The sequence below is a fragment of the Thalassotalea mangrovi genome (assembly GCF_005116735.1).
Taxonomy (GTDB): Bacteria; Pseudomonadota; Gammaproteobacteria; order Enterobacterales; family Alteromonadaceae; genus Thalassotalea_A; species Thalassotalea_A mangrovi.
The window spans coordinates 124,099-150,128 of the sequence record NZ_SWDB01000011.1 but is presented as its reverse complement, the minus strand read 5'-3'; the positions used below and the strand labels follow the sequence as shown (position 1 = coordinate 150,128).

The 26,030-nt window shown below is 45.4% G+C and carries 21 protein-coding genes; 10 read left to right on the top strand and 11 right to left on the bottom strand.

All coding sequences use genetic code 11. The features are described 5' to 3' along the window. The first annotated feature begins 11 nt into the window (after positions 1-11). From E8M12_RS06725 to cysB, 3 genes are all read left to right on the top strand, one after another. Positions 12-2,435 (top strand): Ig-like domain-containing protein, encoded by a 2,424-nt coding sequence (locus E8M12_RS06725; RefSeq protein ID WP_136735330.1) that lies wholly within the window; start codon positions 12-14, stop codon positions 2,433-2,435. Between the two features lie 482 nt (positions 2,436-2,917). Continuing rightward, positions 2,918-5,569 carry a type I DNA topoisomerase gene (gene topA, locus E8M12_RS06720; protein WP_136735329.1) on the top strand — a complete coding sequence of 884 codons (2,652 nt, stop codon included), beginning with the start codon at positions 2,918-2,920 and terminating at the stop codon, positions 5,567-5,569. 189 nt (positions 5,570-5,758) lie between these two features. Continuing rightward, positions 5,759-6,733: an HTH-type transcriptional regulator CysB gene (cysB, locus tag E8M12_RS06715; protein WP_136735328.1), complete on the top strand. Its 975-nt coding sequence runs from the start codon at positions 5,759-5,761 to the stop codon at positions 6,731-6,733. A gap of 98 nt (positions 6,734-6,831) precedes the next feature. Here cysB and E8M12_RS06710 read toward each other — a convergent pair whose 3' ends face one another. The 3 genes from E8M12_RS06710 to pabB all read right to left on the bottom strand — a co-directional run bounded on the left by E8M12_RS06710 (position 6,832) and on the right by pabB (position 10,316). Further along, the gene (locus tag E8M12_RS06710) at positions 6,832-8,208 is read right to left on the bottom strand and encodes an L-serine ammonia-lyase (protein ID WP_136735327.1); all 1,377 of its coding nucleotides are present in this window, start codon (positions 8,206-8,208) and stop codon (positions 6,832-6,834) included. Between the two features lie 115 nt (positions 8,209-8,323). After that, positions 8,324-8,893, bottom strand: coding sequence for a CoA pyrophosphatase (locus E8M12_RS06705; protein ID WP_211244996.1), 570 nt, complete (start codon positions 8,891-8,893; stop codon positions 8,324-8,326). 28 nt (positions 8,894-8,921) lie between these two features. Further along, the gene (gene pabB / locus E8M12_RS06700) at positions 8,922-10,316 is read right to left on the bottom strand and encodes an aminodeoxychorismate synthase component I (RefSeq protein WP_136735326.1); all 1,395 of its coding nucleotides are present in this window, start codon (positions 10,314-10,316) and stop codon (positions 8,922-8,924) included. A 281-nt stretch (positions 10,317-10,597) separates the two neighbouring features. Here pabB and E8M12_RS06695 point away from each other — a divergent pair, with 281 nt between their 5' ends. After that, positions 10,598-12,127 (top strand): fumarate hydratase, encoded by a 1,530-nt coding sequence (locus tag E8M12_RS06695; protein WP_136735325.1) that lies wholly within the window; start codon positions 10,598-10,600, stop codon positions 12,125-12,127. 147 nt (positions 12,128-12,274) lie between these two features. After that, a complete protein-coding gene (locus tag E8M12_RS06690) occupies positions 12,275-14,335 on the top strand; it encodes a S9 family peptidase (protein WP_136735324.1) in 2,061 nt (686 codons plus the stop codon). A gap of 104 nt (positions 14,336-14,439) precedes the next feature. On the opposite strand, the gene E8M12_RS06685 is transcribed toward E8M12_RS06690, so the two are convergent. Beyond that, positions 14,440-15,138: a hypothetical protein gene (locus E8M12_RS06685; protein WP_136735323.1), complete on the bottom strand. Its 699-nt coding sequence runs from the start codon at positions 15,136-15,138 to the stop codon at positions 14,440-14,442. A gap of 184 nt (positions 15,139-15,322) precedes the next feature. On the opposite strand from E8M12_RS06685, the gene E8M12_RS06680 reads away from it, so the two are divergent. After that, the gene (locus E8M12_RS06680; RefSeq protein WP_211244995.1) at positions 15,323-16,159 is read left to right on the top strand and encodes a cyclase family protein; all 837 of its coding nucleotides are present in this window, start codon (positions 15,323-15,325) and stop codon (positions 16,157-16,159) included. A gap of 125 nt (positions 16,160-16,284) precedes the next feature. Here the strand turns inward: E8M12_RS06680 and E8M12_RS06675 are convergent, their stop codons facing one another. Next, positions 16,285-16,857 carry a CBS domain-containing protein gene (locus E8M12_RS06675; protein ID WP_136735322.1) on the bottom strand — a complete coding sequence of 191 codons (573 nt, stop codon included), beginning with the start codon at positions 16,855-16,857 and terminating at the stop codon, positions 16,285-16,287. Between the two features lie 40 nt (positions 16,858-16,897). Continuing rightward, positions 16,898-17,200 (bottom strand): hypothetical protein, encoded by a 303-nt coding sequence (locus tag E8M12_RS06670; protein WP_136735321.1) that lies wholly within the window; start codon positions 17,198-17,200, stop codon positions 16,898-16,900. A 192-nt stretch (positions 17,201-17,392) separates the two neighbouring features. Here E8M12_RS06670 and E8M12_RS06665 point away from each other — a divergent pair, with 192 nt between their 5' ends. The 4 genes from E8M12_RS06665 (at position 17,393) to E8M12_RS06650 (ending at position 20,116) form a co-directional block, all read left to right on the top strand. Beyond that, the gene (locus E8M12_RS06665; protein WP_136735320.1) at positions 17,393-17,830 is read left to right on the top strand and encodes a PaaI family thioesterase; all 438 of its coding nucleotides are present in this window, start codon (positions 17,393-17,395) and stop codon (positions 17,828-17,830) included. Between the two features lie 146 nt (positions 17,831-17,976). Further along, the gene (locus tag E8M12_RS06660; protein WP_136735319.1) at positions 17,977-19,041 is read left to right on the top strand and encodes a TonB family protein; all 1,065 of its coding nucleotides are present in this window, start codon (positions 17,977-17,979) and stop codon (positions 19,039-19,041) included. 116 nt (positions 19,042-19,157) lie between these two features. Next, the gene (locus E8M12_RS06655) at positions 19,158-19,544 is read left to right on the top strand and encodes a VOC family protein (RefSeq protein WP_136735318.1); all 387 of its coding nucleotides are present in this window, start codon (positions 19,158-19,160) and stop codon (positions 19,542-19,544) included. Between the two features lie 32 nt (positions 19,545-19,576). Beyond that, positions 19,577-20,116, top strand: a complete 540-nt coding sequence (locus E8M12_RS06650) for a protein tyrosine phosphatase family protein (RefSeq protein ID WP_136735317.1) — start codon at positions 19,577-19,579, stop codon at positions 20,114-20,116. A 93-nt stretch (positions 20,117-20,209) separates the two neighbouring features. Here the strand turns inward: E8M12_RS06650 and yfaE are convergent, their stop codons facing one another. From yfaE to ubiG, 5 genes are all read right to left on the bottom strand, one after another. Next, positions 20,210-20,476: a class I ribonucleotide reductase maintenance protein YfaE gene (gene yfaE / locus E8M12_RS06645; protein WP_136735316.1), complete on the bottom strand. Its 267-nt coding sequence runs from the start codon at positions 20,474-20,476 to the stop codon at positions 20,210-20,212. 12 nt (positions 20,477-20,488) lie between these two features. After that, complete coding sequence (gene nrdB, locus E8M12_RS06640) at positions 20,489-21,619, bottom strand: class Ia ribonucleoside-diphosphate reductase subunit beta (RefSeq protein WP_136735315.1); 1,131 nt, start codon at positions 21,617-21,619, stop codon at positions 20,489-20,491. A 134-nt stretch (positions 21,620-21,753) separates the two neighbouring features. Then, positions 21,754-24,027: a class 1a ribonucleoside-diphosphate reductase subunit alpha gene (gene nrdA / locus E8M12_RS06635; RefSeq protein WP_136735314.1), complete on the bottom strand. Its 2,274-nt coding sequence runs from the start codon at positions 24,025-24,027 to the stop codon at positions 21,754-21,756. Between the two features lie 420 nt (positions 24,028-24,447). Next, complete coding sequence (locus E8M12_RS06630; protein WP_136735313.1) at positions 24,448-25,113, bottom strand: HAD-IA family hydrolase; 666 nt, start codon at positions 25,111-25,113, stop codon at positions 24,448-24,450. 175 nt (positions 25,114-25,288) lie between these two features. Beyond that, a complete protein-coding gene (ubiG, locus tag E8M12_RS06625) occupies positions 25,289-26,002 on the bottom strand; it encodes a bifunctional 2-polyprenyl-6-hydroxyphenol methylase/3-demethylubiquinol 3-O-methyltransferase UbiG (RefSeq protein ID WP_136735312.1) in 714 nt (237 codons plus the stop codon). Between the last annotated feature and the right edge of the window lie 28 nt (positions 26,003-26,030).

The window sequence follows — 26,030 nt, the reverse complement described above, 5'->3', positions numbered from 1 at the left end:
GCGCTTAAATAATGCAGTTTTTACAGAAACTATTTTTTGTTCTTTCGCTAGCCTTACTGACCGCCTGCGGCGGTGAATCTTTAGGAGGCGATGAATCCTCACAAGGTAATGTGGGTACGGGTAGCGGTGGTAGTGGCCCGAGTGAGTCCGTACCGGTATTATCTGTCACCATCGATAATACGTCGATTTCCGCAGCGAACCCGGCAACCGTTACTGCAACGCTTACATCCAGTGGTGTTGGCCTTGGCGGTGAGGTGGTAACTTTCAGTTCAGACCTGGGCGTTTTCGATATTGAATCCGGAACGGCACTGACCAATAGTGAAGGCGTTGCTACCATTGGTTTAACCGCCGGTTCGGTGGCCGGTGCGTCAACAGTGACAGCGAGTGTAGATATTGATGGTGTTGATCCTGTTTCAGTCGGCTTTGAAACGGCGGGTGATCAGGTATCAAAAATTGTCGTCGACTTAGCACTTACTGATGCGACCACCGGCGCTGAAGTCTCTGTTATTAATGCCACCAATCCAGGGAAACTGATAGCTACCGTGATTGGTGTCAATAAACCCGTCATTGTTACCTTTACGTCCGATATTGGGGAAATTCCAATTCCAACCGCGATTACCGATGTAAACAATCAGGCGGTTGTCGATATTTATGCGGGCAAAGATCTTGGTGCGGGTACGGTTACCGCGACTCTCCAGGATGGTTCCAGCGGCGAGCAATTGATTGTCGTCGGTGCGACGGATCTGCAGATGGGTGGTGGTTCTCCATTTGTGCAAGGTCAGGCGCAATTAAGCCTGCCACAAATCTCTGCAGGTGGTACCACGGTTGTCTCGGTTGACATCGTTGATGCAGACGGTGTTCCTTATACGTTACCGGTGGATGTCCAGTTTTCATCAAATTGTGTTAACAATGGCCTGGCGTTGCTAACGTCACCAGTGACAACCTCAAATGGTAAGGCAAGCAGCACATACCTGGCCAAAGGTTGTGTTAATGATGATCCGATTACGGTATCGGCCAATGCTGGTGGTGTAAACCTGACCGCATCGGCGACGGTAAACGTTTTGGCCGCTGATGCGGGTAGCCTGGAATTCGTCAGTGCGAGCCCGGAAAACATTTCGCTACAGGGTGTTGGCGGTCAGGAAAGCTCAACGGTTATTTTCAAAGTCTTGGACACCAATGGCAATCCGGTTAGCAATACTCAGGTAAACTTTAGCCTTAATACCGAAGTTGGAGGCATCTCCCTTGACCCGATGTCAGCGACTACCAATGGTGCTGGCGAGGTACAAACCGTAGTTAATTCTGGTTCGGTTGCCACCAGTGTCCGGGTAACGGCTTCAATTGAGGGCAGCTCGCCGCTGATTTCTTCGCAATCGAGCCTATTGGTTGTCTCAACGGGTATTCCCGATCAGGACAGTTTCAGCCTTTCTGCCGATATCCTAAATCCGGAAGGATGGTCTGTAGATGGTACTGAAGTCGTCGTTACTGCGCGCCTTGCCGATGCATTTAACAACCCGGTACCAGACGGAACCGCAGTGTCGTTTACTGCCGAAGGGGGTTCCATTCAGCCTTCGTGTGTAACTCAGGGCGGCAAATGTTCGGTTGTCTGGGTTAGCCAGTTTCCTCGTCCGGAGGGGCTTGAATTGGGTGTCGAAGGACGTGTTGCGCAATTGACCCCACATGGCCAGAAGTATGGTGGCCGTGCGACCATCGTCGCGACCGCGATTGGCGAAGAATCATTCCCGGATTCAAACGGGAACGGCCGTTTTGATGAATCGGAAGTAACGGCATTTACGGGCACCGATGTCAGCGGGGCGGACTATGACCTTGACGAAGCGTTTGTCGATCACAACGAAGATGGTGTCTACAATCCACAACAGGGTGGAAGTGAAGCTGGTGGTGAAAATGAAGAGTTCATCGACTTTAATGGTGGCGGAAACTTTGACGTAGCTGACGGGTTATATAACGGCAGTTTATGTGCCGAGCCGGCTCATGCGGGCTGTAATACCCTGGAAAAATCTTTGAATGTACGTCGTGATTTGGTTCTGGTAATGTCGGGTAGCACGGCTTTTCACACCGTTACTACAACCTTAGACTCTGTTTCTGAGGAGCATGTCGATTATGCTGAGTTAAATAATGACTCTGACGATAAAGTTGTCGTGCAAGGCGAGAGCAGTGGTGCTGCCAGTATCATTTTTGCCGATATACACAATCAGCCAATGCCAGCAGGTACGATAATCAAATTTACCGCGACGGTTGGTAGCATTGTTGGCCCTGACAGCTATGTCTGGCCGAATGACAATAGCAATGGTGGTCGTGAAGTTACCGTTGCAATCAAAGGGGAGAAGGAAGCGAAATCAGGTAGCCTGATTGTCGAAGTCACCACCCCATCCGGATTAACGACCACAATTACTCCGGTATCGATAGTCGTTATCTAATTGATATATTGATAAAGCCACCATTCGGTGGCTTTCTTACTTATGCGCATAATTTTTAACAAATGCGAGCAAATTTTGTGCAGTTAACCAACTTTTTACGATTTTTCCTTTAAAACTCAATCCCGCTTTGCTTATTATGCGCAGCTTATCTGAAATAACGCCCATTTTTTAGCTGCTTATCAGATCACAAAGACATTGGAACAAACCAATAACTGAGTCATGAAAACGGCAATAGGGTGTGAACATAAAATGAGATTGGTCTGCTGTTTGTTAGAAATATTTGCTTGTCACTGACAAATTTTACATATATACCTAATAACAACTCTCTTATTGAAGAAATAAATTAACGTCGAAACAATATATTAGGACCTAGCCCCTTTAAAAGGCCTAAGAGTGATCCAATATAGACGTAATACAATAGATACTACGGGCAGTAAAAAACGAACAATAACCTGAGCCTGTAAACAGGAAAGTAAGAATTTATGGCAAAGTCTCTGGTCATAGTCGAGTCACCAGCGAAAGCAAAGACGATTAATAAATATCTCGGAAAGGATTTCATTGTAAAGTCCAGTGTCGGCCACGTACGCGATCTGCCGACCAGTGGTGGTGGCAAAAAGGCGCCCACGAAATCTCCGGCAGAAGTCCGTAATATGACACCGGAGCAGAAAGAAAAATATAAGGCACAACGTGACAAGGTTGCCCTGTTTAACCGTATGGGTATTAACCCGGAACAAGACTGGGCGGCAAAATATGAAGTGCTTCCCGGTAAAGAAAAAGTCGTCAATGAACTAAAAGCGCTCGCTGAAAAAGCCGATCAGGTTTATCTGGCAACGGATTTGGACCGTGAGGGAGAGGCCATTGCCTGGCACTTAAAAGAGATCATTGGTGGCGATGACGATAAGTTTCGCCGCGTGGTGTTTAATGAGATAACCCAATCTGCCATTCAGGAAGCCTTTAAACAGCCGGGCGAGCTGAATATGAATGGCGTTAATGCTCAGCAGGCTCGTCGCTTTCTCGACCGGGTCGTGGGCTTTATGGTCAGTCCATTATTATGGAAGAAAATCGCCCGAGGCTTATCCGCCGGCCGGGTACAGTCGGTTGCCGTGAAACTGGTGGTTGAGCGCGAACGTGAAATCAAAGCTTTCGTTCCTGAAGAGTTCTGGGAAGTCCATGCGGACACCTTAACCCAGGATAAGCAAAACCTGCAGTTACAGGTCACCCATCAGGATGGCAAAGCCTTTAAACCGGTTAATGAAGCGCAAACGAATGCAGCCCTGAGCGTTTTGCAAAATGCCAGTTACCAGGTTAGTAAGCGTGAAGACAAGCCATCGAAAAGTTCACCTTCGGCGCCATTTATCACCTCAACATTGCAGCAGGCGGCGAGTACTCGCCTCGGCTTTGGGGTAAAACGCACCATGGGCCTGGCGCAACGCCTGTATGAAGCTGGTCACATTACCTATATGCGTACCGACTCGACAAACCTGTCTAAAGATGCGGTTGCCAGCTGTCGTGAGTATATCAGGGATAATTTTGGTGCTAATTATCTGCCAGAAAACCCAAAAACCTATGGTGCCAAAGCGAATGCTCAGGAAGCGCACGAAGCGATACGACCATCTAACGTTAAGGTTGAGTCTGCGTTTCTTAACGATATGGAAGCGGATGCCCGTAAACTGTATGACCTGATTTGGCGTCAGTTTGTGGCCTGTCAGATGACCGCTGCCCGTTATGATGTCAGTACCATAACCGTGTCTGCTGCAAACTTTGATTTGAAAGCCAAAGGTCGGGTGATGCGTTTCGACGGTTGGACCAAAGTCCATGCGCACCTGTCGAAAGGGGATAAAGATACTCATTTGCCTGATTTACAGGTGGGAGAAGTGGTATCTCTGGAAAATCTGGAGCCAAGCCAGCATTTTACCAAGCCACCGGCACGTTTTGGTGAAGCATCGCTGGTAAAAGAACTGGAAAAACGAAGCATTGGTCGTCCATCAACCTATGCATCGATTATTTCCACCATTCAGGATCGTGGTTACGTTCGTCTTGAAGGTAAACGATTCCACGCTGAAAAAATGGGTGAAATCGTCACCGATAGCCTGTCCGGTAGTTTTGAAGATTTGATGAGTTACGACTTTACCGCCAAGATGGAAGAGCGTCTTGATGATATCGCTCATGACAAGGCTTATTGGAAGCAGGTACTTAGCCAGTTTTATGAAAACTTCACGGAACAACTGGGTAAAGCGGATAAACCGGTAGAAGATGGTGGTATGCAACCGAACCAACCGGTGTTAACCGATATCGATTGTCCGAATTGTGGTCGTAAGATGGCAATACGTACAGCCTCAACCGGGGTTTTCCTTGGCTGTAGTGGTTATAACTTACCGCCGAAAGAACGTTGCACACAAACCATGAACCTGACTCCTGGTGATGAAGCCGAGGCGGTTATTGGTGAAGATCGCGAAACCGAAGCCTTGATGGCAATGCATCGTTGTCACAAATGTGGCACCGCGATGGATAGCTACCTAATTGATGAAACCCGTAAGTTGCATGTATGTGGTAATAATCCGACCTGTGATGGTTTTGAGCTGGAAAAAGGTGAGTTCAAAATCAAAGGTTATGATGGACCGATTATTGACTGTGATCGTTGTGGCTCGCAGATGCAATTAAAATCGGGTCGTTTTGGTAAGTATTTTGACTGTACCAATGCCGATTGTAAAAACACGCGTAAGTTGCTGAAAAATGGCGAAGTAGCACCACCAAAAGAAGATCCCGTCGACTTACCGGAACTGCGCTGTGAAAAATCCGATGCGTTCTTTAAGTTGCGAGATGGTGCCGCTGGCATATTTCTCGCGGCCAGTACGTTCCCGAAATCGCGGGAAACCCGGGCGCCGCTGGTTGCTGAATTACACCGGTTCAGAGATCGAATTTCGCCGAAGTTTTATTATCTGGCCGATGCCCCGCAGCAAGACCCTGATGGTAATCCGGCAATTGTTCGCTTTTCACGTAAAACCAAAGAGCAATATGTGATGACGGAAGTGGAAGGCAAAGCTACTGGTTGGATTGCGAAATACATCGATGGCAAGTGGGTTGAAGAACAAACCAAGAAAAAGCCGGCAAAAAAGGCAACCAAGAAAAAGTAATTAGATAACGTTATAAAAAGAACCGCCTTCGTGGCGGTTTTTTATTAAGCTTTAAGCTGTAAGATTTAAGCCGTAAGTATTCTACTTCCTGCTTCCACCTCACACTTCCACCTTCCTGTATTTCCCCATTGCGCCAATATTTTTTTTCATATATCCTTTTCGTTATAAAAAACCGTTTATCTATTCCATATGAAACTACAACAGCTCAGATATATTGTTGAAGTCCTCAACAATAACCTTAATGTTTCGGCTACCGCCGAGTCTTTGTACACTTCGCAACCAGGTATCTCAAAACAGGTGCGTATGCTGGAAGATGAGCTGGGGATTCAAGTATTTGGCCGCAGTGGTAAACATTTAACCCACGTCACACCGGCTGGCCAGGAAATTATTAAAATCTCCGCTGATATTCTCTCCAAAGTTGAAGGTATTAAATCCGTAGCCCGCGAGTATACCCAGCCGGATGAAGGTCGCCTGCGTATTGCGACCACTCACACCCAGGCTCGATATGCCTTACCTGATGTGATTCAGGGATTTGTGAAGAAGTTTGATAAAGTGTCGTTACACATGTATCAGGGGACACCGGCACAAATCAGTGATGCAGCGGCGAAAGGGGAGGCAGATTTTGCTATCGCCACCGAATCACTGCATTTATACAATGATCTAATTATGTTGCCTTGCTATCACTGGAATCGCAGTATCATTGTTCGTAAAGATCACCCGCTTGCTAACGTAGATAAACTGACTATTGAAGACGTAGCCGCTCATCCATTGGTAACCTATGTGTTTGGCTTTACTGGTCGCTCAGTGCTGGATAAAGCATTCCAGGCAGCAGATTTAGAGCCTAAAATCGTCTTTACAGCTACAGATGCCGACGTAATCAAAACCTACGTCAGGCTTGGCGTTGGCATCGGGGTTGTTGCCACTATGGCAGTAGATCCGGTTCAGGACAGTGACCTGGTGGTGATAGATGCATCGCACTTGTTTGAGCCAAGCACCACAAAAATAGGCTTTCGTCGTGGCACGTTTTTACGTACCTATATGTTCGATTTTATTGAGCGCTTTGCTCCTCATTTAAATAAGGACGTGGTCACCAAAGCGATGTTATTGAAAAATAATGAAGAAATAGAAGCGTTTCTGGGTGGGGTTAGCTTACCAATGCGCTAGTGCGCATTGGTAAGAGCTGTAAGCTACAAGCTGTAAGCGATAAGCAAACCGCTTGAAGCTTGCCGCTTAAGGCATACAGCTTGAATGTTATACGTTGTCTAACATTCAATAATATTAACCGCCAGACCGCCGCGGGACGTTTCTTTATACTTGGTCTTCATATCGTTGCCAGTTTCCCACATGGTTTTAATGACCTTATCCAGGGAAACTTTCTGGTTACCCGTTCCGCGCATTGCCAGTCGCGAGGCATTAATCGCTTTTACTGCGCCCATCGCATTGCGTTCAATGCAAGGTACCTGTACCAGTCCACCTACCGGATCGCAGGTCAGGCCAAGGTTATGCTCCATGCCGATTTCTGCGGCGTTTTCGACCTGCCTCGGGTTACCGCCAAGAATTTCGGTTAATGCCCCTGCGGCCATCGAACAGGCGACGCCGACTTCACCCTGGCAACCGACTTCCGCCCCTGAAATCGAAGCATTAGTCTTATACAGAATTCCAATCGCAGCAGCGGTTAATAGATAGCGAATACAATCGTCGTCACTTAGCGGCTTAACGAACTTATCGTAGTAGCAAAGAACCGCCGGTAAAATACCTGCAGCACCGTTGGTCGGTGCGGTAACCACTTGTGAGCCGGCAGCATTTTCTTCATTAACCGCAAGCGCAAACAGGTTTACCCAGTCCATCGCCTGCAATGGATCGGCATTTTTCTCAACCGACAACGAACGATAAAGGGTGGGAGCGCGGCGTACGACCTTTAAGCCACCAGGTAATATACCTTCTGTGTTCATGCCACGTTCAACACAATCTGCCATCGCCTGCCAGATTTTCAGCAGTTCAGCACGGATGTGAGATTCTTCGTTCAGGCATTTCTCATTAGCCATCATAATCGAGCTGATGCTGAGTCCGGTTTCCTGGCACAGGGCCAGCAGTTCGTCGGCACTGGTAAAACGATAGGGTCTTTCGACATTTAAATGAATAGATAGTGCCTTATCTTTTTCTTTTTCAAAGTCACAGTCTTCGACAATAAACCCACCACCAATGGAGTAATAGGTTTTTTCCAATATGACTTCATCACCCGCATAGGCAAAGATAGTCATGGCATTAGCGTGGGCTTTCAGGGTTTTCTTGCGATGATAAATAATCGACTCTTTATGCGGGAAATCGATGAAGTGCTCATTATTAAGGTGCACTTTTTCGGTATTGATAGTCGATTGCAGGATCTGCTCAATCGCATTTACATCGATGCTCTCCGGCGCTTCGCCATGTAATCCAAGGATCACCGCTTTTCCGGTGCCGTGGCCAATGCCGGTCTGACCTAACGAGCCAAACAGTTCTACTTTTATACGTTCTACTTTGGTAAATAATTTCTGTTCCTGCAGGGCATCGATAAATCGATTTGCTGCACGCATCGGACCTACCGTATGTGAACTGGATGGTCCAATGCCAATTGAAAACATATCAAATACACTAATCATTGTTAAACCTGAATTTTTACTTGTTGTAACGAGTATTGTCTGAATTATGTTCGGATTCTAGCTTATATTCAGATGGAAACCCAGCTTAATTGTACGCTGGCTAGACACAATTACTTTACTTAAGGTGAGATACCAGATCTTTGATAATTGCCGCCGTTGCTCCCCAGATATTATATGTCATATAAGGCATAAAATAGATTTTGTGGCTCATGCCTTTGCGGGAAACCTGGACTTTAAGATGATTTTGCTCGTTAAGAAAATGGGTAAGGGGAACGGAGAAAACTTCAGCGACTTCATTACTGTCTAATTGGAACGGGTAGTGCTTGGGTATAAAGCCAACCACCGGGGTGATCAAATAGCCGCTAATGGTATGGTATTGGCCTAATTGACCGATAATTTCGACCTCATCGACGCCAACCCCAATCTCTTCGTGAGTCTCGCGAAGCGCGGTGGCTATGATATTGGCATCCAGTGGTTCGCATTTACCGCCGGGAAAACTGACTTGACCCGGGTGATGGTAAAGATGATCGGCGCGCCTTGTTAACACGACTTCCAGACCATACTCACCCTCCTGTATAGGAATCAAAACACCGGCATTTTTTAAACGGCCAGGATAGCGAAACTGTTGACAGCTGGCATTCAGAGTTGCCAGTGAAAAGCGTTGAATAAATTCCGGTTTCAACACAGCGTTGTGACCCTCAAAGTTATTGGTATTATAATTTCTCCAGCACCGGCAGTATCTTACCGACCTTGTCGAATGTTTCCTGATATTCACTATCTGCCTGTGAGTCTGCAACAATGCCACCACCGGCCCAACAGTAGAGAGTTTGCTGATTGGCGATCAGAGTGCGAATGGTGATACTGGTGTCCATTTGACCACAAGCCGATAAGTAGCCAATAGAACCACAATAAACACTGCGCCGATTTGGTTCAAGTTCTTCAATAATTTCCATGGCACGGATTTTTGGAGCGCCGGTGATTGAGCCGCCAGGAAAACAACCTCTGAGCAGATCCATGGCATTTTTATCCGTCGCTAATTGGCCGACCACCGTGCTGACCAGATGATGGACTGCGGGAAAGCTTTCTATGGCGAATAGTTCGGGAACCTGTACAGAGCCGGGCTGGCAACTTTTACTAATATCATTGCGGAGCAGATCGACAATCATCAGGTTTTCGGCCTGATCTTTACTGGCATGCTTCAGCTCATCTGCAAGTCTAAGGTCTTCGTCGTTATCGCTGCTACGGGGCCGGGTGCCCTTTATCGGCTTGGTTTGTACGTTTCTTCCTTTTAGTTGTAAAAACCGCTCCGGAGAGACACTGAGAATGCAGCCCTGCGACAGCCGAATAAAGGCAGAAAAAGGTGCCAGGTTACTTTCTCTCAGAGCCAGGTAAGCCTGATATTCGCAGCCTTGGTACTCTGCCTGAAATCGTTGTGTCAGATTGATTTGATAGCAATCTCCACTTAACAGGTATTCCTGAACTTTGGCAAACTTTTCCCGATACTCAACGGCGCTCATATTTGACTGCCAGGGGCTGGTCAGTTTGAATGATTCATGGGCGGCGCCTTTATCCGGGCTTTTTGTACCCGTTCCGGTCTGTGGGAAGTATTTGCCCCTAAGCGATGCTAAGTTATCGTCCTGGCTTACCAGGGTGTAGCGTTGTACCTGTCTGTCGTATATCAGTGCGTGACGATAAAGGCCAACGGCCATATCCGGCAGTTCGATATCGCGCAGGCTTTTTGCTGGCAGTTTTTCAAAATAACGACCCAGGTCGTAGCTGAAGTAGCCGATAACGCCGCCGCTAAAGGGCAGATCTTGTTGCTCAGCAATGCGACTGCAGTATTTATGCAAATAATGATCGACTAATTGTAAGGGGTCGATAACGGAAAATTGTCGTTCACCGGATACCGTATCATGGATACAGGTTTTTCCCTGTGCCGTTTGCAGCGTTAACACCGGCTCTATGGCGATAATGTCATAGCGGCTATCGCTATGCTCGCCAGCACTCGAGTCCAGCCATACTGCATTTTCAAGGTGTTGTAGCTGGGCAAATACCTGCTCAACACTAGGGTGATTTTTATCGGTTAACTGTTGGCTAAAAATTGACATCCTGGTTCCGTCAGTCGTTGCCACCATCGGGTAAACAAACGGGAATTTTTGTTAAGTTTATCAAATCCGCTGGAGTTTGGAGAGTGGCTGATTCATGTACGCCTCTATGCATACATCGTTGAGCGCTTAGATATTTCAGCTATTGCTCTGGCTCCTGGCGGTTTGGCGAGGTATCATACGGACAATCTCAATAAATTCAATATAATTAACCTCTAATAGAAAACCTTGGCAAAGCATTAGCAAATGTTAACGCTGCTTTGCGCAAAGACGACGAGAATATTATGACCATCATTAAACAACAGGATTTTATTGATAGCATTGAAGATGCTTTGCAATACATCTCTTTCTATCACCCTCTGGATTTCATCCAGGCCCTGGAAACTGCCTACCATAAAGAGCAGAGTCAGGCCGCTAAAGATGCTATCGCACAAATTTTGATTAATTCACGCATGTCGGCAGAAGGCCATCGTCCTATTTGTCAGGATACCGGTATTGTTACCTGTTTTGTCAAAGTCGGCATGGATGTTAAGTGGGATAAAACGGACCTGACGGTTCAGCAGATGGTGGATGAGGGGACTCGTCGAGCCTACACCAATCCGGATAATCCATTGCGAGCGTCGATTGTTGCTGACCCTGCCGGAGCCCGCAAAAATACCAAAGATAATACCCCAGCGGTTGTCCATATCGATTTAGTGCCGGGCGATCAGGTGGAAGTGATGATTGCCGCAAAAGGTGGTGGTAGTGAGAACAAAACCAAAATGGTGATGCTAAATCCAAGTGATTCCATTGCTGACTGGGTTGTCAAAACCTTACCAACCATGGGAGCGGGATGGTGTCCACCAGGCATGCTGGGCATAGGTATCGGTGGCACGGCCGAAAAAGCGGGCGTGCTTGCTAAAGAAAGCCTGATGGATCCGGTAGATATTCAGGAGCTGATTGATCGTGGTCCGCAAAATGCTGAAGAAGAATTGCGCCTGGAGATTTATGAGCGTGCAAACAAGCTAGGTATTGGCGCTCAGGGCCTGGGTGGTTTAACTACGGTCGTAGACGTTAAGATAAAGTCGGTACCAACCCATGCGGCGTCCAAACCTGTTGTTATGATCCCAAACTGCGCGGCAACCCGTCATGTGCATTTTCATCTTGATGGTTCAGGTCCTGCAGATTTGACGCCACCGAAGCTGGAAGAGTGGCCAGAAGTGACCTGGGAAGTGGGTGATAATGTACGCCGGGTCAATGTTGATAACCTGACCAAAGAAGATATTGGCGAATGGAAAACCGGCGAAACCGTATTGTTATCCGGCAAAATCCTGACCGGTCGCGATGCGGCCCATAAACGTATTCAACAGTTACTGGAGTCGGGTGAAGGTCTTCCTGAAGGCGTCGATTTTAAAAATAAATTCATTTACTACGTAGGTCCGGTTGATGCTGTCGGTGATGAAGTCGTTGGTCCTGCCGGCCCGACAACCGCCACTCGCATGGATAAATTTACCGAGATGATGCTCTCTGATACGGGGCTTCTGGGTACCATAGGTAAAGCAGAGCGTGGCCCGGCTACTGTCGAAAGCATCAAAAACCATAAATCCGTTTATTTAATGGCGGTAGGTGGCGCGGCTTATCTGGTGTCTAAAGCCATTAAGAAATCTCGCGTCGTCGCATTCGAAGAACTGGGAATGGAAGCGATTTACGAGTTTGAAGTCGAAGACATGCCAGTGACGGTTGCCGTGGATAGCTCTGGCGAATCCGCACACGTTACCGGTCCGGCTATTTGGCAGGCGAAAATAGAGGAACTGGATGCTAAGCTAAAAGCTTAATCAGACCAGTATCTGCTTTGACAAGTAATAACGCTCCCTGGTGAATCATCTCGGAGCGTTTTTATTTTTTACCACTTTTGTGGTTCAATAGGTGGTTTAAAAAAACTGTTACAACAATTAGTTGAATGAAATGCAGGAAATTATTTAATGAGATCATTTGCAAAATTTAGCCTCGGGGTTGCTCTTGCAGCAACCTTCGCGTCTGCTCCGGTGTTAGCCCAGTCCACGATCTTACAGTCAGAAACCTTAACGGTCGAGCACCTGAATAACTTTCGTCAATTGTATGACGTCAAAGTATCACCGGATGGCAGAGCCCTGGTTTATGGCGTAAAGAATGGCCAGCAAAAGGGCAGCAATCACTTATACCTTCGCGATATTCAAACCGGCAAGGTTAATCAGTTGACATCGAACAAGGCGTCCGAGCACTCGGTACAGTGGGCACAGGATAGTAAGGGCATTTACTTTCTGTCATCGCGCTCTGGCTCCTCACAGGTCTGGTATTTATCATTAACCGGTGGTGAAGCGCAACAACTCACCGATTTTGCTTTGGATGTGGGTGGCTATAAGCTTGCTGGCGACGGCAAAACCATTGCCCTGGCTTTTGATGTTAAGCCGGGCTGTAAGACATTACAGTGTACGGTTGATGCTAAAAAGGCTGATGCCGAACAAAAACATAATACCCGGGCTTATGACCAGTTAATGGTACGTCATTGGGATCATTGGCTGGACACCTTCAATACCCACCTGTTTATTGCGACCTTACCTGACAGCGGTAAACTGACCGAAGCGACCGATGTGATGCCAGAATGGAATACCGATATCGCCGGTATATCACAGGTTAGCTTCAATCCAGACGCTTCCAAGCTGGCATTTTCTGCCAAGGCTCCGGGTCGGGATCATGCGTGGACGACCAATTGGGACATCTTTGAGGTGGATTTAGCCAGTAATACCATGACTAATATCACCGAAGAAAATAAAGCCTGGGATGCTCAGCCGCAATATTCCAGTGACGGTCGATACCTTGCATGGAAAGCCATGAATACGCCGGTGTATGAATCCGGTAAATTTGGATTAAAAATTAAAGACCTGAACAGTGAAAACGTTCAGGACATCGCGCCACTGTGGGATCGCTCAATTAGTGATTACCACTTCAGTGATGATAACCGCGCGGTGATTGCCGTGGCCCAGGACATCGGGCAAAAAAGCATTTTTTCAATCAGCCTGCAGTTTGGCGATGTCACCCCGATTCTTCAGGATGGCACGGTAGCCAATGTCAGTAGTGCTGGCAAGGCAATTTACTTTACCCGCCATACATTGGATAAGCCTGCTGATGTCTATACCATCAACAAGGATGGCTACGGCTTTAAACAATTAACCGACGTCAATAAAGATGTGCTGGCGACGTTAAAAATGGCCGAGTTTAAGCAATTCAGTTTTCCTGGCTGGAACGATGAGAAGGTCTATGGCTATTGGTTAAAGCCAGCGAATTTCGAATCAGGTAAAAAATACCCCATCGCATTTTTAGTTCATGGCGGGCCTCAAGGCAGCTTTGGTAATATGTTCCATTATCGTTGGAACGCCCAGCTTTGGGCAGCGCAAGGCTACGGTGTGGTGATGATCGACTTTCACGGGTCAACCGGTTATGGCCAGCAATTTACCGATTCTATCAGTGGCGACTGGGGTGGAAAGCCTTTAGAAGATTTACAGAAAGGCCTGGCTTATATCACTGAACAGGAATCTTGGCTCGACGCCGACAATGCTTGTGCGTTGGGGGCTTCGTACGGTGGCTATATGATGAACTGGTTCATGGGCAAATGGTCAGACGGTTTTAACTGTATTGTTAACCATGCTGGCTTATTCGATATGAAAAGCTTCTATTATTCAACTGAAGAGCTTTGGTTCCCGGAGCACGACTTTTCCGGACCTTATTTTCAGAACGTCGAGAACTACGATAAATTTGATCCTTCCCGTTTTGTCGATAACTGGAAAATGCCAATGCTGGTTATTCAGGGCGAGCTGGATTACCGGGTGCCTTATGCACAGAGCCTGGGTGCCTTTACGACATTACAACGCAAGGGTATCGACTCGCGCCTGGTGATGTTTCCGGACGAAGACCACCATATCCGTAACCCAGATAACCTGAAAGAGTGGTATCGCGAAGTGTTTGCGTGGATGGATAAATACCTTAAGCCACAAAGCGCGGAGTAATTATCAAAGGGGAACTTAATGTTCCCCTTTTTTACCGGTGGGAGGTGGAAGTGTAAGAACTCGTCCACCTTCCTTTTAACCCCTCAACAGCTCTGCCGTTACTCCTACTGAAAGTCTTGGGTTTCCAAATAATCTGGTGCGTTGAGACCGCAATTTTTAAGGGCTAATAGAATCGTTTGATGTTCGATATCTTTGGGGGCTTCACACTCTATTGTGCTTTCACCTGAACTATTGGTTAAATTCTTATCCGTCATAAAACCTAATGCATCAAAACCAGGTTGATGATCCATTTTATGGACGTACAGGCTTTCTCTCTCGTTAATCGGGGTTACATAAATGGTCATGCCAGATTCCGAACGATTGGCATCAATAGGGTGATTCAACACCTGCTTGGATAACGTTAACGTTGTCGATAGCAATTTATTACCGCCGCGTTCAAAGTGCCCTTGATAAATATCTGCATTAACGGCAAAGGATTCTCCAGTAATCATTCGGGTTAAATCAAATGGCTCGGGAACTAAAGTTATCATCTGATCATTAGCCAACATCGAAGTCACATTCGGTTTAATCTTTTCCGGTATACCGATTAAATAGACAATTTGGTGATTGTGAGGTGCACGATACAAAGGCAAATGGTTAGCGTAAAGGTTCTGTTCACTATCAGTAAGTAACACCATGCCGTGAATTCCCATCAGGTTATGCTGTTGGTGTGCATCTGTATTTGCTGAAACAGACAATGATAATAAGGAACCGGTTATAAGAATTTCCATTAATCGGAACAAGGAATTTTGGGTTTTAAACATGGTGAACCTTTTATTAATCGTTATTTGTTCATTATCGGCGTACTTGCAGGTAAAAACTTAAAAATCGCCAATAATGAGAATGTTGCTTGAAATCGCTGAATGAAATTGTACGCGAATAGCCAGTCACCATGAAACACGTCAATGTATGTTTGTTTTGGCGTAAACCTGTAAACCGGGGAACTTAATGTCAGATATTCAAAATCCGCAAGTTAAACCGTTAATGAGGGGCGCTAGTCTTTTGCTTATTGTATTAAGTCTGGTGGCTCTAGTGTTGAACAAGGTGTTAGCAGATGAAGCCAAGCAGGCGGGGCAGTGGATTGATTTAAGCCATGAGTTTTCCGACGAGACTTTGTACTGGCCCACCGCAGAAAAATTCAGCCGAGACATTGTGTTTCATGGCATAAATGACAAAGGTTTTTTCTATTCGGCTAATAACTATTTTGCCGCCGAGCATGGTGGTACTCATCTCGATGCGCCCATTCATTTTGCGCAAGGCAAGCAGTCGGTAGAGCAAATACCGCTCGAGCAATTGATAGGCGATGCTGTGGTCATCTCAATCAAGGAGCAGGTAGAAAAAGACCGCGATTATCAACTTCAGGTCAAGGATATTAAAAAGTTTGAGCAACAATATGGGGAAATAGCAGAACACACCATTGTGTTGATTAATACCGGTATGGCTAACTTTTGGCCTGATGCGGAAAAATACCTGGGCACTGGCAAGCGGGGCGACGAAGGGGTTAATGCACTGTCTTTTCCTGGTATTCACCCCGATGCGGCTAAGTTTTTAACCCATGAGCGGAAGATAAAAGCCGTAGGATTGGATACCGCAAGCCTGGATTATGGTAAATCCAAGCAATTTAAGACCCACAGAATCTTTTCTGCACAAAATATTCCCGGTATGGAGAACCTGAATAATCTCGACCAGCTCCCCGCAACTGGCGTCTTGATAATTGCTCTACCGATGAAAATTAAAGGCGGCAGTGGTGGCCCCCTCAGAGCGGTTGCTATGGTCAAAGATTGAGGGACCAAGCTGCATAATATAACTAGCAGCTTGCCCTCTTGATATAATATCGTTTTGGTTCAGGATTGAGCTAGTTGTTTGTCGGACAGGGATTTTGAATTCCTTACCGGGAAAACTCGATTACATTAGCTGGCTTTCTGACTGAATAGCTCCTGATACAAGTTGTAAAAACTGACATCTAACAAGGTGTAGCTTGGCAATCTTAATGTTCGTGCGATGTCACTTGCCGAGATGATACCGCGAATTTTATGAGTTTTATGATCAACCACCAGGCAAAGGCGATGACCACTATTTTTCAGTGAATAGATAACATCCTGAATACTGGCTTTGCTGAGCTCCTGATAGTCAAATGCCATTAACTCATGCTTATGCTTCATAAAGTCAGTAACCATCAGGTTGGCTCTGTCTTGCCCCTGGTTAATCTTCTTCATGATTTGCTGACTATTCAGCATTTCCAGGTTCACTAAACCGAGAAAATGTTTGTTGTGATCTACCACGATTTTCATCGTGACGTGTGATTTTTGCATGATTTTTACTGCATCATCGGCGCTTGTTGATGCATCGATGACCATAGGTTGGTTGACTTCAAAATCGTTGAATACCAGTAATGCTGACATAAAGACATCAATCGACTGTGGAGTTTCCGGGAAAGTAAGTTCATCGACGGAAGTCACTGGATAAAAAGATAAATGTTTCATAAACACCTCGAGAAATTAATTGAATTATTATATTTAGCAATCAAAGATTTCCTGGAGGTGCGCGAGCCTGGACATTAAATAAAAATACCACTAGCAGCAAGCTACTGGTAAAAATCAATATCCTTACATAGCCAATGGCATTTATTTCGGTGGTGTTGGAAGGAAGAAACGTATCTGGCAGATCTGATTCGAAGTCGCTTACAATATTGACAACGTTGCTGATATCAAGCTGTTCAGTGACAATAGTTTTCTGGGTATTAGTGGATGCGAAAGAGATCAGCACACCAACTACTAATGTTAGCAGGATGGAAAACTTTCTATCACATGATGTTTTTCTGCCCATATATTAATCATTGGGATTTTTTCGTAAATAACAAGCGCGAATGTTAATAAAACGAATGATCTATTGGAAAAGGTATGCCCCTTGACATTACCGGTATCGGTATCAGGCATTACTCTAACTGTTTCTGTATCCTAAAAATAATTGTGTTATCGTGGCTATAAGGAATTTAAGTTACCGGGTTAGGTATTGGCCATGACGCAACAACATTTTCGTCGATTAGAGCGCATGTATGCCTGCGCACCAATTAACGACTTTTATCAACCAACAATGACTGTAAGTGAAGGGCGGTCAGAGATTGTAATCAGCCTGGATAATAGATATCACCATGGCGCTGGTGCCGTGCATGGCAGTGTGTATTTTAAGATGCTTGATGACGCGGCATTCTTTGCCGCCAACTCGCTAGAACCGGATGTATTTGTGCTGACCACTTCGTTTACTACCTATCTGACGCGTCCTGTTTCAATCGGAACCATGAAAGCGATTGGTAACGTCGTTAATAAAAATCGTAGCCAATTTATTGCAGAAGCCGTGGTTTATGACGAGCAGGGCAGGGAAATTGGCCGTGGCAATGGTATTTTTGTGCGCAGTAAACAGTTGCTCAGCGAAACCCCAGGATATAAAAGCAGTTGACCATTTGTTACCTCGTCGTAAAGCATATTTGCCCCGCTGGTTACGAGTTCACAATCGATTAAATATTAGCTGTTGTTTTGCGTTAAATTTAACAACTATGATATCGTATTTCGGTTTCTTAAAGCAGCTTTATTAAGGATTATGCCGTGCTAAAAGGATTGTTGTTTCCCTCATTATTGTCATTATCACTAACTTCATTCGCTCAGGATGATTTACAAACACAATTTCAAAATACATATCAGGACTATCAAAAAGCCGTGCAGGACCGTGATATAAGTATTCGCCGCAACTTAGCACAGAAAAGTTACAAATTAGGGTGTGAGTATTATGGTCAAGAAAATATCAACTGCGGCTCCCTTGCGTTGAATTATGCCTATGAGTTGAGGGACAACTATGACCAGATAAATGCACTTTTTGAACAAGCCTTGTCAATATACAAGCTAACATACCCGGAGAACTCTGTAGAAATCGCCGATATTTATTATCAACAGGCCAAGAGTAATTTAGGAAACGATAGATGGTATGTTAGGAGCTATGCCCATAAAGCCCTTGATATCGCGGACGAACTTTATGATACAGATCCTCTGGCCAGTGCAACGATTAAGCTAAGAATTGGACAAGTGCTATTGTCGATTCCCGGTTCTACCAGTCGCACAATTCTAAAAGCATATAAGGAATTTCAAGCAGAGTTGCCAAAAGACGATGTAAGACTCATTGAAGCAAGGATTTGGTTAGCACAGTATTATCGCAATCAAGGAAAAATAAAGAAAAGCATCGAAATATTGGAACAGAATGTTGAAATTTTCGAGTCAATTGATGGTGTTACGCACCCCTACGAATTATCAAGCAGAGCATTTCTTGTCGGCGCATACGAAAATAGGAAAAATAGCGATAAGGCTACTGAGCATTGCGTTGCTATTGGAAAAATGACGCCCTGGGATCCTAACCAGGAACAAGTACCCTTATACCGTGTAGAGCCGCTTTATCCCTCTGAAGCTGTAAGAAGAAATCTAGAGGGATGGGTTCAGGTAGAGTTCCAGGTTGATGAACAAGGCTTTGTTGTTGAGCCTAGTGTAATCGCTTCCAGTGATAAAAAATACTTTATCCAAGAAAGTCTTGATGCGATAAAACAATGGCGATATGCCCCTAAGTTTGAGGGTGGGGTAGCGGTTAAAGCTACTTTATATATTCAATTAGATTTTAAGATTTAAGCGATTTCATCAGTAAGGACAGAGTCAACGTTAGGAAATATAGACCATCTAAAAATTGGGGGCTATAAATCTAAACAGTTGGCTATGTTCCACAATGAATGCTTGTAGAGGGATTTATGAACTTAAATCAAATCACACTACCTGTTAATGACATGGAGCAGTCGGTACATTTTTATCTGACCCTGGGTTTTACTCAAATTGTCGACACACCACACTATGCCAGGTTTATCTGTCCCGACGGAGACGGGACATTTTCACTGGCACTGCAAGATGAACCAGTGCACAACGGATCAGTGATATATTTTGAGCATAGAGATCTCGATACCCTGGTCGCAACGTTAAAGCAACGAGGCATCGAATTTGACCAGGAACCAGAAGATCAAAGGTACCTGTGGCGCGAAGCCATATTAAAAGACCCGAGTAATAACATAATTAAACTTTACTGGGCGGGTGAAAATCGCCTGAATCCGCCATGGCGAGTGACTAAAAGATATTCAGATTAATCAGACGATGTATTCACATAAAGGACAGCCACATGAAAAACCTGCGTTTTATTTTGACCTTGATTGCTATTAATTTCGCTAACTTAACGTTGGCAATAGCAACCGCGGCCGACTCGCAAATGGCTTTAGCTGAATTAAAGAATTATCAGGTAAACAATGCCAAAATGATGAGTTCAGGCCTGCCAGACAGAAACCAGTTTGCTGCATTAAAGGCCTCTGGGGTAACTAAGGTCATTGATTTAATTCCTGGGGATCGCAGCGAAGAACAGACATTGACGACGGATCTGGGGTTGGTTTATGTCAATATTCCCGTGATCTGGGAAAACCCAACCCTGGCAGACTTTGAGCAATACGTAGCGGCGATGCAGGACGACAGAGGTAGTGAAGGCATTACTCTAACTCATTGTAAATTAAACTGGCGTGGCTCTGTTTTTACCTATCTTTATCGGGTAACTCAGTTAAATGAGTCGGATGAAACGGCTAAACGGGATTTATTAGCGATTTGGCAACCTGATGAGACCTGGCAGGCATTTATTGATGATGTAAAGAAACATTATACTTTGCTTGATTAGTGCTGCCTGCAAAAGAGGGCAGTGCGCTGCTGTGAGCAAGTGATATTATGGTCATCTCAGCGAAGAATGAACAGGTTTAAATAGAAACAATCGTTAATCGCAGGAAAGTTTTATATCTGAGGTAGGTACACTGCAGCACAGGAGAATTTCCCCTTCACGAATAAATGCCAGTGGCTCACCATTGGTGTATGCCACTGAGCCTTGCAGTAATTCAACGCGACAGGCTCCACAGAACCCGTCGCGGCAGTGATAATGGGCTTCAATATTTTGCTGCTCAAAAAATTCCAGTAAATTTTTATGTGCCTGAAGATCAAACTCACAGTCAATCATCCGCTCATTCACGCAAACTTTGTTACCCATTATGCTGCAGGTTTACAAATCGAAGTCTTCGAAGTCACTGCTGTCAACCGCACTGTCAGTCTGACCAACCAGATATGAAGAAATTTCCGTCTCTTGTGGTGCCACCTGAACATTGTCGCTCGAAAGGTAAGCATTAATCCACGGCAATGGGTTGGATTTGACGGCGAACTGCGGTTCATAACCAATGGCGATTAAGCGCTGATTTGACAGGTATTCGATATATTGTTTTAAGATCTCAGCATTTAAACCAATCATTGAACCGTCTTTGAACAGATAATCCGCCCATTGTTTTTCCTGCTCGATCACATCTAAAAACAATGCCAAGCCTTCGTCATGTAGCTCTTTGGCAATCTCAGCCATTTCCGGATCATCTTTGCCACTCGCCCACAAATTTAAAATGTGCTGGGTCGCGGTCAAATGCACGGCTTCATCACGAGCAATTAGCTTGATGATTTTTGCGTTGCCTTCCAAAAGCTCACGCTCAGCAAAGGCAAATGAACAGGCAAAAGACACATAGAAACGTATCGCTTCCAGGGCATTAGTTGAACATACAGAAAGATACAGTGCCTTTTTGATTTCGCGCTGTGAAACGATGACCTGCTCACCTTCGATATCGTAAGTTCCTTCGCCCTGTGACTGATACAGTTGCGAAAGCAGAATCAGGCGATCGAAATACTGCGAAATGGCGCTGGCGCGATTTAAGATGTTTTCATTGATAACAATATCATCAAACACTTCGCTTGGATCCGTAAACAGATTGCGCAGAATGTGTGTATAAGAGCGCGAGTGGATAGTCTCGTAAAAGCCCCAGGTTTCAATCCAGGTTTCTAACTCCGGAATTGATACCAAGGGTAACAAACAGACATTAACGCTGCGTGCTGCAATGGAGTCCAATAACGTCTGATACTTCAGGTTGGAGATAAAGATATGCCGTTCTGACTTAGTCAGTGATTGCCAGTCAGCACGGTCCTTAGAAATATCGACTTCTTCCGGACGCCAGAAAAAGCTCAGTTGTTTTTCGATTAACTTCTCGAAAATTGGATGTTTTTGTTGATCATAACGGGAGACATTAACTGTGTTACCCATGAACATTGGCTCGAGTAATGGATCATTATTTACTCGGTTAAACGTTGAATACGCCATGATTGCTCCTGCAGTTCCGCTCACTGGAACTTGCTAAAACCTTGGTAATTTAAAACGAAAGAAACCTCAGTGCCTAAAGGGGAAGAACACTGGGGTTTCTGTAAAATTCTCAACAGTGGTGTACGGCCTGTTGGTTATATCTTACAAGCGCCGCCAGCACAACCATCGTCTTCCATATCCCCCATGCTGTCATCAGCACCATCGCGGGTATTATGGTAGTACATGGTTTTCACGCCAAGCTTGTAGGCCAGCAGTATGTCTTTAAGGATCTGCTTAACCGGCACTTTACCATTTTCAAATTTTGACGGGTCGTAATTAGTATTTGCGGAAATCGTCTGGTCAACGAACTTTTGCATGATACCGACCAGTTCAAGATAACCATCGTTACTTGGAATATTCCACAACAACTCATAGTTGTCTTTCAGGCGCTCATACTCAGGGACTACCTGTTTAAGCACGCCATCTTTACTTGCTTTAATGCTGATAAGACCTCGTGGCGGCTCAATGCCATTGGTGGCATTTGAGATTTGCGACGATGTTTCTGATGGCATTAGTGCAGAAACGGTTGAGTTACGAACACCGTGTTGTTTAATGCTCTCACGCAATCCTTCCCAGTCAAGGTGCAATGGCTCATTGGTTACCTTATCGATTTCTTTCTTGTAGGTATCGATTGGTAAAATGCCTTGCGCCAGACGTGTTTCATTGAACTTAGGACAAGCCCCTTGTTCAATCGCCAGCTGGTTTGATGCTTTCAGCAGGTAATACTGAATCGCTTCGAACGTGCGGTGCGTCAGGTTATTGGCGCTGCCGTTTGAATAGTAAACACCATTTTTCGCCAGGTAGTAAGCGTAGTTAATCACACCGATACCTAAGGTACGACGACCCATCGTGGCTGCATGCGCTGCCGGTACCGGGTAATCCTGGTAATCCAGCAGGCTGTCCAGCGCTCGTACGGCTAAATCAGCAAGGCCTTCCAGCTCATCCAGGCTCTCAATTTTGCCCAGGTTAAATGCTGACAGGGTACACAGAGCGATTTCACCGTTTGGATCGTTAACATCTTCCAATGGCTTGGTTGGCAGTGCAATTTCCAGGCACAGGTTTGATTGACGAACTGGTGCAACAGTCGGGTCAAACGGGCTGTGGGTATTACAGTGATCAACATTTTGCAGGTAGATACGGCCGGTACTCGCTCGCTCTTGAGCAAACAAGGTGAACAATTCGATGGCTTTGATGCGCTTTTTACGAATCGATGCATCCGCTTCGTATTTCACATACAGCTGTTCAAATTTTTCCTGATCTTCGAAGAAGGCATCATACAGGCCCGGTACATCCGAAGGACTGAATAAGGTGATGTAATCGCCCTTGATCAAACGTTGATACATGAGTTTGTTGAATTGCACGCCATAATCGAGATGACGAACACGGTTTTCTTCAACACCGCGGTTGTTTTTCAGTACCAGCAGGCTTTCCACTTCCAGGTGCCATAGTGGATAAAACAGGGTTGCTGCACCACCTCGAACACCACCTTGCGAACAGCTTTTAACCGCTGTCTGGAAGTGTTTATAAAATGGAATACAGCCGGTATGGAAGGCTTCACCATTGCGAATAGAGCTACCCAGGGCGCGAATGCGACCGGCGTTAATGCCAATCCCGGCGCGCTGTGATACGTATTTTACAATGGCACTAGTTGATGCATTGATGGAATCAAGACTGTCACCGGTTTCAATCAGTACGCAAGATGAGAACTGACGAGTTGGCGTCCGCACACCGGCCATAATTGGCGTTGGCAGGGAAATCTTAAAGGTAGAGATTGCATCATAGAAACCCTTGACATAATCCAGCCGGGTTTGCTTTGGATACTTGGCAAAGAGACTTGCCGCAACCAGTACGTATAAAAACTGGGCGCTTTCATAAATTTCACCGTTTACACGGTTTTGCACCAGATATTTACCTTCCAGCTGTTTTACAGCCGCATAGCTAAAAGTTTTATCGCGCTCGTGGTCGATAAAACTGTCCATAGCGGTAAAATCTTCAGCGCTATAATCTTCAATCAGATGCTTATCGTATTTGCCAGCTTCAACTAATTTCAACACATGCTCGTGCAATGCCGGCGGTTCATACTTACCGTAAGCTTTTTTGCGCAGGTGGAAGATCGCAAGGCGAGCAGCCAGATATTGATAATCCGGAGCTTCTTCACTGATTAAGTCAGCGGCTGCCTTGATGATGGTTTCATGAATATCTTCCGTTTTGATGCCATCATAGAATTGAATGTGTGATTTAAGCTCTACTTGAGACACAGAAACGGATTCTAGTCCCTCAGCTGCCCAGTCAATGACTTTATGAATTTTGTCTAAATCGATGGGTTCTTTCTGCCCGTTCCGTTTGGTTACAAAGAGGTTGCTGTTCATGAAAAACCTGTAATTAATGTTTTATATTTATTTTTTTTATTGATAACCACCAATAAAACTTGATGATCCGTTTAAACCAAGTCAACACGTCACTAGTGACTGTTGAAAATAAATGCACAATATCTAGGGGGTATTACAAGATATAGTCACAAGATAATGAGGTTTGACGGTTATTGCAACCCCTGTAAAGCGGCATTTATTTACGATGAAATTAGTTAGATAATTTTGGTTAGTGGTAACTAACTTACTAGCTCCTGTCAAAGTCACCCTATATAAAATGCAAGCGATAAATATTAAATTAAAATTATTTTAGCCATTTCAGGCATTATTTTTTCAGCCGCTTATCGAGTTTCAATTGACTTTAAAATACCATAAGAAAAACAAATTCTTACCTTGCTGATTATTGTTTATTCAATTCGTTCAAATAGTAAGCTCTAAGAGTTCTCGTGGATGACTGATAATGTATCTCGCCCCCCAGTCAGTAACGTCATTGTCCTTGCTAATATAACCCCATGAGGCGATTGCTGTGTGCATTTTGGCGGCATTACCGGCGTCAATATCCCGTCTTGCATCTCCTACATAGAGAATGTTACCTGAATCGCCAATAGCAAGCGCTTGTTGGGCATGATGCATGGGCGCCGGATGAGGTTTTCTGAATGCCAGGGTGTCGCCACAGACAAGAACGTTTGAGTGGGTTAATACGGCAAACTTTTCCAGCAAGGGTAATGTGAGGCTGGTTGGTTTGTTCGTGACAATCCCCCAGGGTACCTGATGCGCGTTAAGCGTCGTCAGGATGTCCTCAATGCCATCGAATAACTGGCTAAAGCGAGTAGGGTGTTGTTGGTAAATGGCAATGAACTCGGCTCTTAAACACTCTTTATCGGCTTGATTAAGCGCTTGCTCAAAGCCGAGGTCGAGCAGCGGATAGATACCATCGGATCCGATTGGGGTGATCTTCTCCAGCGATACTTTGGGGCGCCCGTGGTCAGCCAGAAGCTGATTTAACACCGCATGCAAGTCGACCGCTGTGTCAACCAGTGTGCCATCCAGATCAAACAGTATGCCTTTATTGTGCCAGTGCTTCATGAGTGAATTAGTTAACCTGTCTGTTTGTTAAAAAGAAGACTCCAGGTGCTCTGTTGTCCGCCAAGCACACCATCTTGTTTGTTACTACCACCAGGTATTCAGTCTATAGATTATTATCAAACGAAATACGGCCAGCAAGGATCAACTGGCCATATCGTTAAATCGGGACGGTCGATTACTGCGCTGGCTTTTCAAAGGCGAGAATGTAATTGACATCAAGGCCCGGCGCCAATTTATGGTTTTGATTGATCGGGTTGTAATGAATGCCGGTGGCATCGATGCAACGCAGTCCAGCGGACTCCGCCCAGCCGATCAATTGTGAAGGGCGGATAAAGTGATTCCAGTCATGGGTGCCATCTGGTACCAGTTTCAGCAGTTTCTCTGCTGCAACAATGGCGAGAAGGTAAGACTTGGTGGTCTTGTTTAGGGTCGAGAAAAACGCTTTACCGCCGGGTTTTACCATGGCTGCACAGGCCCTGACAATGGATTGTGGGTCGGGAACATGCTCAAGCATTTCCATGCAAGTCACTAAATCAAAATGTTCTGGCAACTGCTGGGCTTTTTCTTCGACAGGGATTTTCTCATAATCGAGCTCAACACCGGCTTCCAAAGCATGTAACTTAGCTATGTTCAGAGGTTCTTCACCAAGGTCGATACCTGTGACTTTAGCGCCTATACGAGCCATGCTTTCGGCGAGAATACCGCCACCACAGCCAACATCGATACTGGTCATATCGAATAATGAACCACAGTGGGACTGGATGAAACTCAGTCGTAGCGGATTAATTTGATGCAGAGGCTTAAAATCGCCTTCCGGATCCCACCACTGGCTGGCTACTTTTTCAAATTTCTCAATTTCTTGCGGATTTACGTTTACGGGTTGGCTCATATTTTAAGATCCAAAAGGGTTACACAGA